The organism is Amycolatopsis sp. lyj-112, from assembly GCF_046549055.1.
In the GTDB taxonomy this organism is placed as follows: Bacteria; Actinomycetota; Actinomycetes; order Mycobacteriales; family Pseudonocardiaceae; genus Amycolatopsis.
The window spans coordinates 974,994-990,229 of the sequence record NZ_JAJPWS010000002.1 but is presented as its reverse complement, the minus strand read 5'-3'; the positions used below and the strand labels follow the sequence as shown (position 1 = coordinate 990,229).

The window sequence follows — 15,236 nt, the reverse complement described above, 5'->3', positions numbered from 1 at the left end:
GAGAATCAGCGACTTGGAGATCACTCGAAAGAGTTGGTTTTGGCCGAAAAAAATTGGGCCGAGTGGGTTACCGCTGCTCCTCTAGAAGGGCTTTTTCGAGGTGCTCCGAAGGGACGATCGCGGTGAGCCGATCGTGCGGATTGATCGTCACCGGGTGGCCGGCGAGCAGCGGGACCATGTCCCGGCCCAGCACCGCGCGGGCATGCGGCCATTCGCTCGGAACCAGCGCTTTCGCCGTGTACGCCGGCACGAGCACCTGGCCGTCGGTGTTGTGGAAACCGATGACCGTGCGCTGCACGGGGGACAGGGCGTAGACGAACAGCGTCGAGTCGAGGAACACCCGAGGCAGGTCGGCGACCGGACGATGATTGGTCCGGACAAGCTGGAGCAACTGCTCGAGTTCGTTGCGCGGATCCGGGAAGCCGAGGGCCTTGGGCGAGGGGCGGTAGCGGTCGTTCGGGTGGAAGTCCTCGACGATGTCGCCCGCGCCGTTCACCGGGTACGCGCCGACGACCGCCCAGGACGGCACCGGGCCATTGGGGTCGAAGGCCTCGTCGATGACGTACAGCCAGCTGTTCGGGTTGGCCTTGGCGTTGGCCCGCATCTCTTCGGTGATCTTCGGCTTGTGCGGTTTTCCGCGCTTGCCCGCAGGGCTCGACGCCAACCGATCCGCCTCGTCCCGCTGCGCCATCGCCATCCCCACGTTCCGGGTGCCTGAAGGTTTGTTCGCGCTCACTCTACTGTTCTCCCATGGCCTCTTCGCGTTCGGTCGACCCCGCTGAGTTACGTGCCGCGATCACGGCGATTTCCCCCTGGTTGAGCGGATCCGGAGCGGAACCGGCCCGTCCGGAGCTGGCCGCGGCGGTCCGGCTGAGCCTGCGGACACTGGCCTCGGACGCGCCAGGGAAGAGTGTCGAAGTGCGGGTGCCGCCGTTCGCGGCGGTGCAGTGCGTCGAAGGATTGCGGCACACGCGCGGGACGCCGCCGAACATCGTCGAAACGGATCCGCGCACGTGGCTTGAACTGGCGACCGGACGGCTGGCCTGGGCCGATGCCGTCGAGTCGGGGCGGGTCACCGCCTCCGGGACACGGGCCGACCTGGACCACTGGCTGCCACTGGTCCGCCTCTGATCTCGGTCCCGGATGTCATGAAAGGGTCTTTCAGGACCGTTTTTGTCTTGAAAGACCCTTTCATGACACGCGAGTGACCAGGGATTAGGCCTTGCGGCCGACGCCGCCCGAGATCGTCCGCTGCGCGGTGTTCAGCGCCTTGATCCGCGGGCCGTCCGGCCACCAGTCGGCGCACAGGGTGACGCCGGGGTCGACCATCTCGAGGTCGTGGAACAGCTCCTCGACCTCGGCCTTGGTGCGGAAGGTGCCCGAACCCATCGGGCTGTGGAGGAAGAAGTCCTCCATCTTGCGGGCGGTGTCGGACAGCTCGTCCTGCGGGTCGGAGAAGTGCGAGATCGCCACGTACGAACCCGAGGGCAGCGCGTCGATGTACTTCTTCATGATCTGGGCCGGCGCTTCCTTCGGCCCGTTGAAGTGGTGCAGGGTCCCGAGCTGCAGGAACGCGAGCGGCTGCGTGAAGTCGATGTGCTTGCGGATGTCCTCGTTGGCGAGGATCCGCTCCGGCTCGAAGATGTCGGCCGAGACGAAGTGGGTGTTCTCGTTCTCTTCGAGCAGGGCGCGCCCGTGGGCGAGCACCACCGGGTCGTTGTCGACGTAGACGACCTTGATCTCGGGGTTGATCCGCTGCACGACCTGGTGCGTGTTCTCCGCGGTCGGGAGACCGGAGCCGCAGTCGAGGAACTGGGTGATGCCCGTCTGGCTGGCGAGGAACCGGCACGCCCGGATGAGGAAGCCGCGGTTCTCGGTCGCCAGGTCCTGCGCCTCGGGAGCGGCCTGCTGGACCTTGCGCAGCACCTCCCGGTCGATCTCGTAGTTGTCCTTGCCGAGAAGGAAGGCGTCGTAAACCCGGGCGATGCTGGCCCGGTTCGGGTCGACACCCACGGGCACTCGTTCCGTCCGGGGCGGGGCGTCGGGCATCTTGAACCTCACAAAACTGTGTCGGAAGTCTCGGGCTCTACGTAGAGTAGAACGACGTACGCGACCGGTAAACCGAGCCATCCCTGTGATGTCGAGGCCCAAACGTGTACTTTGAGTAATCGGGCTTGTTCCCCTGGTGAGTAGCGGCGTACGGAAGGTCCCGGTCAATGAACGCGGTCAACCCGCCCGGTGGTGAGCAGAACCTGGGTCCCACCGCGCGTCGGATGATCCTCGGCTCACAGCTTCGCCGGATGCGTGAAGACGCCGGTATCACCCGCCAAGAGGCCGGTTACAGCATCCGCGGGTCCGAATCGAAGATCAGCCGTCTCGAGCTGGGCCGCGTCGGTTTCAAGGAACGCGACGTCGCCGACCTGCTGACGATGTACGGGATGACCGACGGCGACGCCCGGCAGCAGTTCCTCGACATGGTCAAGGAGTCGAACGAGCCGGGTTGGTGGCGCCGCTACGGCGACCTGATGCCGAGCTGGTTCAACGACCTGGTCGGCCTGGAAGAGGCCGCGGCCCGGATCCAGATCTGGGAGCCGCTGTACGTCACCGGCCTGCTGCAGACCGAGTCGTACGCGCGGTCCATCGCGAGCCACGGTCGTCCGGACATGGTCAACGAGCAGGTGGATCGCCGCGTCGCGCTGCGGATGCGGCGGCAGAAGATGCTCTCGCGGCCGGACGCGCCGCGCCTGTGGCTGGTCCTCGACGAGTCGGTGCTGCACCGGCCGATCGGCGGCCGTGAGGTCCTGCGCGACCAGATCGACTACCTCCTCGAGATGATCCAGCAGCCGAACATCTCGGTGCAGATCCTCCCGTTCGACCGGAGCGGTTACTCCGCGGACAGCGCGTTCTCGCTGCTCAGGTTCGCGGAAGAAGAACTGCCGAACATCGCGTACACCGAATACCTGACCGGCGCGCACTACATCGACAAGCGCGACGAGATCGAAAAATACAGCCGGGCGCTCGACATGCTCGCGGTCGACGCGGATACGCCGGACCGAAGCCGCCAGACGCTCATGAAGCGCCGCGCGGAACTCTGACCCGTCACCGTTGTGGGGTTCCCGGCCGTTTCTCGTGCCGGCCGGGGTTTCCTTGCGGGCGTCCAAAAAGTCGATGACGACCGGTAGTTGTTCACCCGATAGGGGCAGCCACCCTCACGCTTTGGTGGCCCACTGAGGGACTTAAGTCATCACGGCAAGCGAATTCTGCAGAAACTTCTGCACGTGCATTTACCGCTGCAGGCACACGTGCTAACTTCAGATCACAGGCAAATGCACATGCAGATGCATCACCTAAAGTCTTCTGTCGGGGAAGGTGGGGACCATGGCTGAACAGTTCGACAACGGCATTCCGGCCGATCGTCTTACCGGTGCGCATTGGCGCAAGGCGAGCTACAGCAACGCCATCGGCAACTGTGTCGAGGTCGCTCCGCTCGCTTCCGGAGAGATCGCGATGCGCAACTCGCGCTTCCCGACGGGACCCGCCCTCATTTACACCCAGGCCGAGATGGCCGCGTTCCTCGCGGGTGCCAAGGACGGCGAATTCGATGATGTTCTCGGGTGACACCATCACCGCGGAAATCACCGACATCGAAAGCGGCCTGCAGGAACTGATCCACCGCGGGTACCAGTTCGTGCACCCGTGCGACGCGAACGGCGAGGTCATGGCCGTGGTCGGCGTGCGAGTCCACGACAACGTGGTCGACGTGGTCCGGCTCAACGCCGAGGACGACGTCGTGGCGACCCGTATGCCCGGTACCGAGGAGGACATCCTCGAGCCGGAAGTGTGGCTGTGGCGATCCGCCGGCGACGCGGCGACGGTGCTGACGGCACTGCTCGCGCTCCCAGACGAGCGGACACCCGGCTCGCTGTACCTCCCGGAGACCAGCTCCAAGGGCTGCTGGGTCTCGGGTGGCGGCGGCACTTCCAAGTGGCTCGCCGCGAGCTGACTTTCGCCATCATCACCACCAAGCACAGTCGACCGCCTCTGTCGAGGGGGAGCGGTCGGCTGGTCGGGGGTCGTGAGTGCCGGGTCTTGACACCCGCCCGTCACTCACGGTCATCGTCCGAAGCGTGTCCAGTGCCACGTCGCTCAACGCGTTGATCGATAGCCCACCGTTTACACTGGTGGTGGCCTGCCCTCTTCTCCCTGGGAGCACCTCGGTGGTTTCCGACCCGTCCTTCACCGGACAGCCCGTGACCGACCAGCCCGATCCGGAACCCCGCGAGGAATGCGGTGTCTTCGGCGTATGGGCACCCGGAGAAGAGGTCGCGAAGCTGACCTACTACGGGCTCTACGCACTTCAGCACCGCGGCCAGGAAGCGGCCGGCATCTCGGTCTCCGACGGCTCGCAGATCGTCGTCTTCAAGGACCTCGGCCTGGTCAGCCAGGTGTTCGACGAGCAGGTCCTGCAGTCGCTGCAGGGACATATCGCCGTCGGCCACTGCCGCTACTCGACCACCGGCGCGACCATCTGGGAGAACGCTCAGCCGATCTTCCGCACCACCGCCACCGGCAGCGGTCTGTCGTTCGCGCACAACGGAAACCTCGTCAACACCTCCGAACTGCGCGACCGCACGGTCGCGGCCGGGCTCAAGCCGCACCTCGGCCTGACCGGTTCTTCGAGCGACTCCGACCTGGTGTGCGGGCTGCTCGCGGCCAACGCCGCCGACAAGGGCATCGAAGCCGCCGCCCTGGAACTGCTGCCCACCCTCAAGGGCGCGTTCTGCCTGGTCTTCGCCGACGAGTCCACCCTCTACGCCGCCCGCGACCCGCACGGCGTGCACCCGCTGGTGCTCGGCAGGCTCGAACGCGGCTGGGTGGTCGCGAGCGAGACGGCCGCGCTGGACATCTGCGGCGCGTCGTTCGTCCGTGAGGTCGAGCCCGGTGAGCTCATCGCGATCAACGCCGAGGGCCTGCGCTCCTCGCGGTTCGCCAACCCCGAGCCCAAGGGCTGCGTCTTCGAGTACGTCTACCTCGCGCGCCCGGACACCTCCATCGCCGGCCGCAGCGTGCACGCCACCCGCGTCGAGATCGGCCGCAAACTGGCCGGCGAGCACCCGGCCGAAGCCGACCTGGTCATGCCGGTGCCCGAATCCGGCACCCCGGCCGCGATCGGCTACGCCCAGGGCTCCGGCATTCCCTACGGCACCGGCCTGGTGAAGAACGCCTACGTCGGCCGCACCTTCATCCAGCCGTCGCAGACCATCCGCCAGCTGGGCATCCGGCTCAAGCTGAACCCGCTGCGCGACGTCATCCGCGGCAAACGGCTCGTCGTGGTGGACGACTCCATCGTCCGCGGCAACACCCAGCGCGCGCTCGTCCGCATGCTGCGGGAGGCCGGCGCGCTCGAGGTACACGTACGGATCGCTTCGCCGCCGGTCCGCTGGCCGTGTTTCTACGGCATCGACTTCGCCTCTCGCGCCGAACTGGTGGCCAACGGCGTCGACCTCGACGGCATCCGCCGCTCGATCGGGGCCGACACCCTGGGGTACATCTCCCTGGACGGGCTGGTCGCGGCGTCGGAGCAGCCCAAGTCGCGGCTGTGCACGGCCTGCTTCTCCGGCGAGTACCCGATCGCGCTCCCCGAGGACGCGCTGATCGGCAAGCACCTGCTGGAGAGCCTGGACTCGGTCAATGGCGCGGCGAAGCCCGTCACCCCTGCCGGGTACGGTGCTGAAGACGCCGTCCGGCGTCCTTAGTCTTGAACCCAGATGGGGAGTCCGCTTCCGTGAGCGAGTCCACGAGCGCCACGTACGCCGCCGCCGGAGTCAGTATCGACGCCGGTGACAAAGCCGTTGAGCTGCTCAAACCGCACGCCGCGAGGGCCAGCAGGCCCGAGGTGCTGGGCGGGGTCGGCGGTTTCGCCGGACTCTTCTCCCTGAAACTGGACAAGTGGAAAGAGCCGGTACTGGCCTCGTCCACCGACGGCGTCGGCACCAAGATCGCCATCGCGCAGGCACTCGACAAGCACGACACCGTCGGCATCGACCTGGTCGCGATGGTCGTCGACGACCTGGTCGTCACCGGTGCCGAGCCGCTGTTCATGCAGGACTACATCGCCATCGGCAAGGTCGTGCCGGAGAAGATCGCCGCGCTGGTCGGCGGCATCGCCGAAGGCTGCGTCCGCGCGGGCTGCGCGCTGCTCGGCGGCGAGACGGCCGAGCACCCCGGCCTGATGGGCGAGCACGACTACGACATCTCGGGCACCGGCATCGGCGTGGTCGAAGCGTCGAAGGTGCTCGGCCCGGAGCGGGTCCGCCCCGGCGACGTCGTGCTGGCGCTCGGCTCGTCCGGCCTGCACTCCAACGGCTACTCGCTCGCCCGGCACGTGCTGCTGGACATCGCGCGCATGCCGCTCGACGGGCACGTCGAAGAGTTCGGCCGTTCGCTCGGCGAGGAGATGCTCGAGCCGACCAAGATCTACGCGAAGGACTGCCTGGCGCTGGTCGCCGAGGCCGACGTCCGCACGTTCGCGCACATCACCGGTGGCGGTCTCGAAGCGAACCTCGCCCGCGTCATGCCGCGCGGCCTGGTCGCGAAGCTCGAACGCGGTACCTGGACCCCGGCGCCGGTGTTCGCGCTGATCGGGCACCGCGGCAAGGTCGAGCGCGCCGAACTGGAGAAGACGTTCAACATGGGCATCGGCATGGTCGCGATCGTCGGTCCCGACGACGTCGACCGCGCGCTCGCGATGCTGACCGCGCGGCACGTGCCGGCGTGGATCCTCGGCGACGTGCAGCCCGCGGAAGACCCGGACGGCCCGCGCGCCGTGCTCTCCGGTGACCACCCGCGCTTCTGAACTCCGCGCATTCACAAACAGTTTGGCGCGGATGGAACACTGGGTTCGTGGCTGATGACGTGGTGATCGGCACCCGGTTCGTGATCCCGGGTGCCGAATTGAGCGAACGGTTCTCCCGGTCGTCGGGTCCGGGTGGGCAGGGTGTGAACACCACGGACTCGCGGGTGGAACTGTCCTTCGACGTCGCCGGATCGCCTTCGATCCCGGACCATCTCCGGGCCAGGATGCTGGAGCGGCTCGTGTCGCGCATGGTCGACGGCGTCGTCACGATCGCCGCTTCCGAACATCGCTCGCAGCTGATGAACCGGGAAGCCGCCCGGGCGAGGCTGGTGATGCTGCTGACGGACGCGTCGGCGCCGCCGTCCGCCAAACGGCGTCCCACCAAACCCTCGAGGGGTTCGAAGGAACGCCGCCTGGCCTCGAAGAAGCGCCGCGGCGAGGTCAAACGAACTCGCCGCGGTGGTTACTCAGACGACTGACAGGTGCACGCACTCGGCCGCGGTCTTGAAGCCGACCCGGCCGTAGACGCGTTCGGCCTGCCCGGCGCCCGGTGTCAGGAACACCGAGTGCCCGCCACGGGCATGGGCCTCACGAGTCAGGTATTCCGTCATCGCCGCGGCGATCCCGCGGCTCCGGTACTCCTCGATCACGCCGATCCCGGCGACCTCGGTCGCACCGTCGAGGATCGGGGTCGCGACCCCGCCGCCGACCGGTTTCCCGTCGTCGAGCGCCAGCACCGAGATGGTCTCGCCGCTCAGCTGGTCGGGTGACGGGTCGAGGTGCTGGTCGGGATCGGTCTCCCCGAACGCCAGGTTCTGCACGCGGATCATCATCCGGAGCTCATCGACGGTTTTCGGGGTGACCAAGGTGATCCCGGCGAGTTTCGGCTGCTCGACGATCTGCTCCGGAGTGCAGATCATCAACGGAACCCGCCGTTCCAGCGTGTAGCCGCCCTCGACGAGCACGGCCTCGGCGGCCGGAACCGCCTCGGTCAGGAACTCCAGCCGCGGCGTGAGCCCGCGCTTGCGGAACGCTTCGGTGAGGGCGGCGACGTCATCCGAGGTGGGGACGACGCCGTCGTCGGGGATGGCGTAGTTGAGGAAGGGGCTGCTGGCCTCGAGGTAATAGGTGGCCAGGAACGGCCCGATCCGCTCGGTTTCGCGGAACTTCGCCGCGGTGGTGCGGATGTAGGACTGCAGAGAACGAATCGTCTCGGAAAGCACTGTTCGGGTTTGCCTTTCGGGCAAGAGGAAGAGACGCACGGGAGGACCCCGCGTGCGCTGTGGAGCTGGCGTAGGCGCCGGCTAGCTCGTGCCGACGCCGCTGAAGGCGTCAGGCATGAGGCATCCCTCTTTCCCGTTCATCAAAGCTTTCGTGACCACTATCGCAGGGCGGGCAAGTGCTTTACCGCCGTTGCGGGTGCACGACGCCCGAGTACCGCTCGTCCCACACCGACCTCGGCACCCGCAGCCGGACGGGCGCGCTGCACACCCGCCTGACCTGCGCCGGGATCGGCGCCGGGACCCGTTGCGGTGGCCGGACGTCGAGGCGATGCCACAGACGTCTGCTCAACGCCGCGCCGATCACGGCGCCCAGCGTGTTCAGCAGGATGTCGTCGGCGGAGGTCACCCGGCCCGCTTGGATCAGATACTGAGTGCCCTCCACCAGCACCGATACGGTCAGCGCGCCGAGCGCGATCCGGCCCAGCGAGCGCAGCCGCCGGGTACGCAAAGGGAGCAGGGCGCCGAGCGGGCTCAGGATGAGGACGTTGCCCAGTACCTGCCACAGGTTGGCGCTGTCGCTCAGGGCGAGCCGCAGGTCGGTGCCCGGTTCGAGGCTCAGCCTGCTGCCGTGTGCGCCGGTCACCGGCATCGTGACCAGGCAGAACACCAGGACGCAGGCCAGGACCAGCGTGATGTCGACGGCCGCCGTCGCCGACGCGGTGAAGCGGTCGGCTTGTCTTCGCCGCCGGTGTGCCGCGAGCAGCGGCCAGCCGAGTAAGGCATACGGAATCGCGGTGATCGTCAAAGGGATCATCGCGCCGAAAGCGCGGAGCAGCTCTCCCATTGGCCTTCCTTTCCGGAGCGCTCAAGATCACCTTCGCATTACAAGATCGACTCGGCATGACAGAGCGACCGCTCTAAAAGGTGATCTTTTCCGGTGGCGGAAAGGGCTTTCCCATGCTTGGGTTCAGCTGGCGTCTGTCCACAATGGAGCCTGTGGACAACCCTGTGGATGACCGCGAAAGGATCTGAAGAAGGCCTTATCGCACAAGGAAAAGCCTTGTGGGTGACCTGTGTACTACTTGCCGTGTCCGGCGAGTTCGCGCGCGCGTTCGATCAGCTTTTGCAGGTGCAGTCCGCGACGTACGTCACAGGGATGCGTTGTCGTTCCGCACGCGGCCATCGCGGCGAAATCGTCCAATAGCGCGGTGAACGATTCATTCGCGGAACCCGGTTTCCGGCCCAGAGTCCGGTAACCGTGCTCGCCGTAAACGGCCACTTCGACGACCGTCGGCTGGATCGGCAACCGCAAGGACAGCGTCGCCGTACTGGTCGCACCACCCGCGTGGGCGAACAGGACCTGCCACAGATCGTCATCGGTCCGGTTCGCGGCGAGCACCTCGGTGATCTCGCCGAGCGCGGCGTCCAGCAGATCGAAGGCGTGCGGCCCGATGTCGAAGAGCGCGCCGGAGTCGTGCCGCCACGCCGACGCCTGGTACTGCCCGCCGAGCAACGCGCCCGAAAGCCAGCGCGCGCCGCCGCCACGCCAGTCGCCCACCTCTTTGATCCCGTCGAGCCAGTCGCGGGTCAACGGCGAGAAACGCAAGGTCAGGACCACCAGAGCGGCCACGCCGGCCGCGTCGACGGCGTCCACGAGCCGCTGCGCGCCGTCGAGGTCCGCGGCGATCGGCTTCTCCAGGATCAGGTGCTTGCCCGCCTCGGCGGCCTTGACCGCCAGCTCGGCCTGGATGGCGGGCGGGACGGCGAACGCGACGGCGTCCACTTGGTCGAGCAGCTCCTCGAAGCTGCCGACGGCCTCGGCGCCGTGCGCCTCGGCCAGCTCCTTCGCGGCTTCGGGACGCCTGGCCCAGACGGCGCTCAACGTCGTCCCGGGATGGTCGGCGAGTCCCGGCGCGTGCACCGTTTTCGCCCACGGACCGGCACCGATCAGGCCTGCGCGAAGCTGTCCCTGTCCCACGACACCGAGTCTAGGTGTGGCGTCGATCGCTCTGGCGCTGGCCCATCCCGCAATTAGTCCTCTAGTTGCGGTAGTTGCACGTGCAAGGACCGCAACTAGAGGACTAATTGCGGAGGGTGGGGCGACCGACGCGACGCGTCAGTGGTCAGAGAGAGCGGGCCAAGCGGTCGTAGAGGGCGAGGAGTTCGCTCATCTTGGCCGCGGCCGGGACATGCGCGGCGTCCAGGTCGAAGACCCGGAACCGGTTGCGCGGGGTGCGCTTGTCCGCCTCCCGGATCATCCGGTCCTGCAGTCCGATCGGATTGATGTTGTCGCGCAGGTGCCGGATGTAGACACGCGGGATGCGGCCCCAGGTGCCCCGGTCACCCCGGGAATCGACGGCACCCTTCCCGGGTAGCTCGTCCGGCATCATCGAGTTCAGGAACAGGTGGAACTCGGCGTCGGTGCTGTCGCCCATGAAGGCCTCTTTCGCCTTCGCCAGCCGGACCGGGTCGGCGACGCGCCAGTTCGAGCGGTACGCCCCGATCACCCGCGGGTCCCCGGCCATGAACTCCAGCAGCACCGCCGCGTGCGTCGCCTTTCCCTCTTCGGTGGTCAGGTACTGGTCAGGAGTGGGGAGTTCGCTGCAGCAGAACGCGGTGTCGTAGATCAGCAGGTCGATCAGCCGCGGCACCTGGTTCGCGACCAGGCTGATCGCCGCGCCGCCGATGCTGGCGCCGACGAGGACGACCGGGCCGTGCGCGGCGGCCCGGCGGACTGTGTCCACGGTCGCGGCGATGTGGTCGGCCACGGTCACCCCGGCCAGCGGGGACTCCTCGGTGGCGAACGCTTCGAGGTTCTGCGGTGCCTGGTACGACAGCCGGAACTGGGCATCGGTCGTCCGCTGGCCCGGCAGGTCGACGCCGACGCAGCGATAGCCACGCAGGACGAGTTCGTTCGGGACGCCGGAGACGCCATTGGCGCCCGCCGCGAACACGAACGTCGGCACGCCACGGCGTTCACCCGCGGACGCCGAACCCGCGGTGGCGAGTCCGGTGAGGCCGGTCAGCCCGGCGACAGTGATTGCCTTGCGACGCGTGTGCTTGTTCATACCGTCCATGCAACCGGGCACGCCGGTTGCATGGACAGCCGAAGAAGTGGTCGCCCGCCGCTACGAAAGTTGCGGGTCAGGAGTAGCTGTAGAAACCGCGGCCGGTCTTCTTGCCGAGCAGGCCGGCGTCGACCATGCGCAGCAAAAGCGGCGGCGAGGAGTACAGCGGCTCCTTGAACTCCGCGTACATCGAGTCCGCGATCGCCTTGATGGTGTCCAGGCCGATCAGGTCCGAAAGCCGCAGCGGGCCCATCGGGTGCGCGGTGCCCAGCTCCATACCGCGGTCGATGTCCTCCGCCGAGGCGAAGCCCGACTCGATCATCCGGATCGCCGAAAGCAGGTACGGCACGAGCAGCGAGTTCACGATGAACCCGGCGCGGTCCTGCGACCGGATCACCGTCTTGTTCAGCGCCGACGTCGCGTGCTCCTCCGCACGGCGAGCGGTGTCGTCGCTGGTCAGCAGCGAAGGCACCAGTTCGACCAGCGGAAGCACCGGAACCGGGTTGAAGAAGTGGATGCCGACCACCTGCTGCGGACGGCCGGTGGCCATGCCGAGCTTCATGATCGGGATCGACGACGTGTTGGACGCGAACACCGCGTCCTCACGCTCGACGATCTTGTCCAGCGACCGGAACACCTCGACCTTGGCCTGCTCCTGCTCAAGGATGGCCTCGATGACGAGGTCGCGGTCGGCGAACTCGCCCATCTCGGTGGTGAAGCGGATCCGCCCGAGCGCCGCGTCGGCGTCTTCCTGCGAGAGCTTCCCGTTCTTGACGCCGCGTTGCAGCGACTTCATCGATCCGCGCCCGCCCGGAGTCCAGCGCCGGCTGGTTCACCTCGGTGATGATCACGTCCAGACCGGCACGTGCGTGCACCTCGGCGATACCCGAACCCATGAGCCCGGCTCCGATGACACCTACCCGCGTTACGTCCGACACGGCACCCTCCTCGTATTTTGGGCAGCACGCGACACGCGAGGGTGGACCACGGGGTTCAACCCGTGCCACCCTCGCGTGTCACGCCTGCTCAGCGGCGGTATTCGTCGTACCCGTCGTACGGGTCGTCGTCGTCCCGCTTGTCGTCCTCGTGCCCGTAATCCGAGGAACTACTGGACAGCTCGCGCTGCAAAGCATCGAAGTCGGTTTCGTGCGAGCTGTACTTGAGCTCGCGCGCCACCTTCGTCTGCTTGGCCTTAGCCCGGCCGCGCCCCATGGCTCGACCCCCTCGCACAGGGGCGGGGCGGCCGGGGGAATCGGCGGCCCCGCATCGTCTCGACAATTCTTTCCTGGTCACACCGTACCGTGTCCGGGGGGTTGGATGCGACGTGGCACGGTGTGCCGGTGGCGACAGTGTTCCCCCGACGCCGGTTACCGGCCGGTCGGTGGCGATAGTTGCAGGTCGGCGTGCCACGATGCTCTTGTGCCCCGTCCGTTCGCGGCTTATCTCCGCGTCTATGAGCCCTTGCTCGCGCTGGGCGATCCACCGGACGAACGCCTGCTGGAAGCCGTCGAAGCGGCCCGGCTCGATCGTTCGGCCGCAGGGACGCGCGAGCAGGCGTTGTGGCTCAAGTCACAACACGTCGGACGTCTGCTGCCCGCCGAGCTCGCCGACGGCCGCGCGGCTCCCAGCCTCGTCACCGACGTCCTCGTGCTGGACCCCGAAGATGTACCGGAGGGTGAGCACGGTGACGCCGGACCGGGGCCGCTGATCTGCCCGATGGAGATCCGCGCGCGCTCGGCCGCGGCGTTGGTGACTTTCCTCGCCGACGCGCATCCGGCACTGCAGAACGCGGTGCTCGACGCGGGCGGAGCCCCGATGGACGTCATCCGTTCGCGGGCGAAGTCCGCCATCGACGATCTGTCCGCTTCGGCCTCGCACACGCTTTCGACGACGTGGACGATCCCGCTTCCCTGGTTCGTGTTGTTCGACCCCGGGATGCGCCGGATCAAACTGGGCAAGGGCCGCGCCGACCCGGAGCGCGAGGTGTCGTGGCGGGTCTCGATCGCCGACGCGCGCCATCGCGCTCGCGACATCGGCGATCTGCTCGAAGCGACCTTCGGCGATTCAGGGCCTGGGCGGGTTCTTCGCGAAACGCGGCGTTGGCTCGACAGCTTCCACTCCGGCTCCGCCGTCGAACTCGACTACGGCGGTCTCGTCCAGCTCTTCGACGACGCGATCCTGCAAGCCGACACGACCGCGGAAGAGGTGCACGACATCCTCGACGCGCTCCGCACCGGCAACGTCGACGAGCTGGCCGAGCTGTTCGCCGACCTGCGGGATTTCTGGGGCGAGCTGGCCTCGCGGGAACGCGCGAACTAGCCGAAGAGACCGGCGGTCACGCGAAGCTCGCCGACCGGCTTCCCGCCGCCGAGGACTGCTCCTCTGGAGAGTTGTTCGGCGTCGATGCCCGCATCGATGCCGAGGTGGCGCAGGGTCGCGAGCAGCAGCGGGATCCGCGCCCGCGCCGCTCCGTCGTCGATCTTCAGCGCCAACGAGGTGCCGTCCGGTAGGGCGAACGCGTGCACGCCCTCGGCGCCGCCCTTCGAGAGCAGGCCGTCGACACCCTTCATCAGCACGGTGTCCTCACGGCCGGTGCCCGCGACCAGCCACGGATACGTGCGGACGGCGACGGCGACCCGGTGCTCCGGCCCGCCCATGGCGGTGGCCAGCCTGCCGAAGGACCGCGCGAGACCGGTGAGGGAGAACGCGAACAGCGGCGCGCCGCAGCCGTCGACGCCGACGGTCTCGATCGTCTCGCTGGTGAGGTCGGCGATGGTGCTCTGGATGATCTTCTGCAGCGGATGCGTCGCGGCCACGTAGTCCGAGGTGGGCCAGCCGAGCTGGGCGCAGGTGGTGAGCATCGCGGCGTGCTTGCCCGAACAGTTCATGGCGGCGCGGCGTTTTCCGGCCGCGGCCACGGCGAGCATGCTCGGCTCGTGCAGCGGGAACGCGGGCGGGCAGGCCAGCGCGTCCTCGGTCAGGCCGGCGCGGGAAAGCATCGAGAGGGCGCCTTCGACGTGGCCGGGTTCGCCGTTGTGCGATCCGCAGCCCAGGGCGAGCTCTTCGTCGCCGATGGTGAGGCCGGCGCGCAGCATCCCGACCGCTTGGAGCGGTTTGTTCGACGAGCGTGGGTAGACCGGCCGCCCGATGTCGCCCGCGGAGAACCGCACCGACCCGTCCGGGGCCGTGATCACCAGTGCGCCGCGGTGCACGCTTTCCACGAAACCGGACCGGACGACCTCGACCAGGACGGGATTCGTCACGTGGGGCCGCCGCGTTCGGTGTCCAGCAGATCGTCGACCGACGCCGTGCCCTTGCGGTAGCGCGTCGCGATCTCGGCGTTGATCGTGTCCATCACGCCCTGCACCTCGCGGCGGTACGACGAGACGGAGACCTCTTCGTCGGCGTAGTTGTTGAGGGCCTTGGCCAGCTTCTCGTCCGAGAGGGTGCTGACGTCGGAAAGGTCCGTGTCGCCGATGAGCGCCTCGGCGAACCGGCGGTGCTCACCCGCCCGCGACGGCTCCAGCCGCTGGTGCCTGCCCGAACCCGTGGCCGGGCCGATCGCGTTGTCCGCCAGGATCGCGGCCAGCTGATCGACGACGCTGTGCTCCCCGCCCGAACTGCGACGCCCCTGCTCGGCACGCACGATGTCGATCCGCGCGTGCAGCAGCCGCCGCAGGTACGACAGGTCGGTCTCCTCCTGCGCGGCCTCGTCACGGCGCTCGCGCAGCACGGAAAGGGGCAGCTCGCCGAGGTCGCTGAGATACCCAGGGCCGAGCACGCGGTCGATACGACGGCGACCACCGGGCCGGACTTCGATCACCCCGCTAGCTTATCGCGCGCCGGGGCAAAAGTTCCGCAGGGCGCGATACCACAGAGATCTTCGCCCCACCCGAACGGCCTTCCATGACCTGCCGCTCCTTCGGTCCAGTCCAGAGCACACCCCCCACCCGTCCCGGGGGCGGCCCCTGGTCCAGTCTACCGGGGTGGGTGGGGGAAAAGGGCTGGTCAGTGGAGTTGTCCACAGGGGACGGACATTGTGGATAACTCGGCTGCGGCGCGCGAAGCGGGCTGGGGCGGACCGGGGTG

17 protein-coding genes and 1 pseudogene are annotated in these 15,236 nt (G+C 67.9%); 8 read left to right on the top strand and 10 right to left on the bottom strand.

Annotated elements, in window-relative coordinates; all coding sequences use genetic code 11:
• Positions 1-67 precede the first annotated feature (67 nt).
• A complete protein-coding gene (locus ACLJRL_RS11610; RefSeq protein WP_410656177.1) occupies positions 68-697 on the bottom strand; it encodes a type VII secretion system-associated protein in 630 nt (209 codons plus the stop codon).
• Between the two features lie 53 nt (positions 698-750).
• Here ACLJRL_RS11610 and ACLJRL_RS11605 point away from each other — a divergent pair, with 53 nt between their 5' ends.
• Positions 751-1,131, top strand: coding sequence for a sterol carrier family protein (locus ACLJRL_RS11605; RefSeq protein ID WP_410656090.1), 381 nt, complete (start codon positions 751-753; stop codon positions 1,129-1,131).
• A gap of 84 nt (positions 1,132-1,215) precedes the next feature.
• Here the strand turns inward: ACLJRL_RS11605 and ACLJRL_RS11600 are convergent, their stop codons facing one another.
• A complete protein-coding gene (locus ACLJRL_RS11600; RefSeq protein WP_410656089.1) occupies positions 1,216-2,013 on the bottom strand; it encodes an SAM-dependent methyltransferase in 798 nt (265 codons plus the stop codon).
• Positions 2,014-2,216: 203 nt separating this feature from the next.
• Here ACLJRL_RS11600 and ACLJRL_RS11595 point away from each other — a divergent pair, with 203 nt between their 5' ends.
• From ACLJRL_RS11595 to arfB, 6 genes are all read left to right on the top strand, one after another.
• Positions 2,217-3,095 carry a helix-turn-helix domain-containing protein gene (locus tag ACLJRL_RS11595; RefSeq protein WP_410656088.1) on the top strand — a complete coding sequence of 293 codons (879 nt, stop codon included), beginning with the start codon at positions 2,217-2,219 and terminating at the stop codon, positions 3,093-3,095.
• A gap of 283 nt (positions 3,096-3,378) precedes the next feature.
• On the top strand, positions 3,379-3,618 hold the full coding sequence (locus tag ACLJRL_RS11590; RefSeq protein WP_037320466.1) for a DUF397 domain-containing protein: 240 nt from the start codon (positions 3,379-3,381) through the stop codon (positions 3,616-3,618).
• Positions 3,602-4,003 (top strand): hypothetical protein, encoded by a 402-nt coding sequence (locus tag ACLJRL_RS11585; protein WP_410656087.1) that lies wholly within the window; start codon positions 3,602-3,604, stop codon positions 4,001-4,003. Before ACLJRL_RS11590 ends, ACLJRL_RS11585 begins: the two co-directional genes overlap by 17 nt.
• Positions 4,004-4,217: 214 nt before the next feature.
• Complete coding sequence (gene purF, locus ACLJRL_RS11580; RefSeq protein ID WP_410656086.1) at positions 4,218-5,756, top strand: amidophosphoribosyltransferase; 1,539 nt, start codon at positions 4,218-4,220, stop codon at positions 5,754-5,756.
• Positions 5,757-5,785: 29 nt separating this feature from the next.
• Positions 5,786-6,856 carry a phosphoribosylformylglycinamidine cyclo-ligase gene (gene purM / locus ACLJRL_RS11575; protein ID WP_410656085.1) on the top strand — a complete coding sequence of 357 codons (1,071 nt, stop codon included), beginning with the start codon at positions 5,786-5,788 and terminating at the stop codon, positions 6,854-6,856.
• 47 nt (positions 6,857-6,903) lie between these two features.
• On the top strand, positions 6,904-7,335 hold the full coding sequence (arfB, locus tag ACLJRL_RS11570) for an alternative ribosome rescue aminoacyl-tRNA hydrolase ArfB (protein ID WP_410656084.1): 432 nt from the start codon (positions 6,904-6,906) through the stop codon (positions 7,333-7,335).
• Here arfB and ACLJRL_RS11565 read toward each other — a convergent pair.
• The 6 genes and pseudogenes from ACLJRL_RS11565 to ACLJRL_RS11540 all read right to left on the bottom strand — a co-directional run bounded on the left by ACLJRL_RS11565 (position 7,324) and on the right by ACLJRL_RS11540 (position 12,359).
• Positions 7,324-8,079: a GNAT family N-acetyltransferase gene (locus ACLJRL_RS11565; protein WP_410656083.1), complete on the bottom strand. Its 756-nt coding sequence runs from the start codon at positions 8,077-8,079 to the stop codon at positions 7,324-7,326. The two genes, arfB and ACLJRL_RS11565, sit on opposite strands and share 12 nt — an antisense overlap.
• Positions 8,080-8,260: 181 nt before the next feature.
• Entirely contained in the window at positions 8,261-8,923 is a 663-nt protein-coding gene (locus tag ACLJRL_RS11560; RefSeq protein ID WP_410656082.1) for a VanZ family protein, read from the bottom strand.
• A 234-nt stretch (positions 8,924-9,157) separates the two neighbouring features.
• A complete protein-coding gene (locus ACLJRL_RS11555; RefSeq protein WP_410656081.1) occupies positions 9,158-10,057 on the bottom strand; it encodes a Gfo/Idh/MocA family protein in 900 nt (299 codons plus the stop codon).
• Positions 10,058-10,202: 145 nt separating this feature from the next.
• Entirely contained in the window at positions 10,203-11,147 is a 945-nt protein-coding gene (locus ACLJRL_RS11550) for an alpha/beta fold hydrolase (protein WP_410656080.1), read from the bottom strand.
• A gap of 76 nt (positions 11,148-11,223) precedes the next feature.
• Positions 11,224-12,085: pseudogene (locus ACLJRL_RS11545) on the bottom strand (3-hydroxybutyryl-CoA dehydrogenase).
• 88 nt (positions 12,086-12,173) lie between these two features.
• A complete protein-coding gene (locus ACLJRL_RS11540) occupies positions 12,174-12,359 on the bottom strand; it encodes a DUF3073 domain-containing protein (RefSeq protein WP_020632289.1) in 186 nt (61 codons plus the stop codon).
• Positions 12,360-12,566: 207 nt separating this feature from the next.
• On the opposite strand from ACLJRL_RS11540, the gene ACLJRL_RS11535 reads away from it, so the two are divergent.
• Complete coding sequence (locus ACLJRL_RS11535) at positions 12,567-13,466, top strand: hypothetical protein (protein ID WP_410656079.1); 900 nt, start codon at positions 12,567-12,569, stop codon at positions 13,464-13,466.
• Here ACLJRL_RS11535 and ACLJRL_RS11530 read toward each other — a convergent pair.
• Entirely contained in the window at positions 13,463-14,410 is a 948-nt protein-coding gene (locus ACLJRL_RS11530; protein WP_410656078.1) for an asparaginase, read from the bottom strand. The genes ACLJRL_RS11535 and ACLJRL_RS11530 overlap by 4 nt on opposite strands.
• Positions 14,407-14,970 carry an aerial mycelium formation protein gene (locus ACLJRL_RS11525; RefSeq protein WP_410656077.1) on the bottom strand — a complete coding sequence of 188 codons (564 nt, stop codon included), beginning with the start codon at positions 14,968-14,970 and terminating at the stop codon, positions 14,407-14,409. Before ACLJRL_RS11525 ends, ACLJRL_RS11530 begins: the two co-directional genes overlap by 4 nt.
• Positions 14,971-15,236: the final 266 nt, after the last annotated feature.

Bases quoted from the DNA above. Each gene is read 5' to 3' on its own strand.
- ACLJRL_RS11595 (WP_410656088.1), top strand. From the start codon at position 2,217: ATGAACGCGGTCAACCCGCCCGGTGGTGAGCAGAACCTGGGTCCCACC.
- ACLJRL_RS11605 (WP_410656090.1), top strand. From the start codon at position 751: ATGGCCTCTTCGCGTTCGGTCGACCCCGCTGAGTTACGTGCCGCGATC.
- ACLJRL_RS11560 (WP_410656082.1), bottom strand. From the start codon at position 8,923: ATGGGAGAGCTGCTCCGCGCTTTCGGCGCGATGATCCCTTTGACGATC.
- ACLJRL_RS11550 (WP_410656080.1), bottom strand. From the start codon at position 11,147: ATGAACAAGCACACGCGTCGCAAGGCAATCACTGTCGCCGGGCTGACC.
- ACLJRL_RS11540 (WP_020632289.1), bottom strand. From the start codon at position 12,359: ATGGGGCGCGGCCGGGCTAAGGCCAAGCAGACGAAGGTGGCGCGCGAG.
- ACLJRL_RS11590 (WP_037320466.1), top strand. From the start codon at position 3,379: ATGGCTGAACAGTTCGACAACGGCATTCCGGCCGATCGTCTTACCGGT.
- ACLJRL_RS11585 (WP_410656087.1), top strand. From the start codon at position 3,602: ATGATGTTCTCGGGTGACACCATCACCGCGGAAATCACCGACATCGAA.
- ACLJRL_RS11610 (WP_410656177.1), bottom strand. From the start codon at position 697: ATGGCGATGGCGCAGCGGGACGAGGCGGATCGGTTGGCGTCGAGCCCT.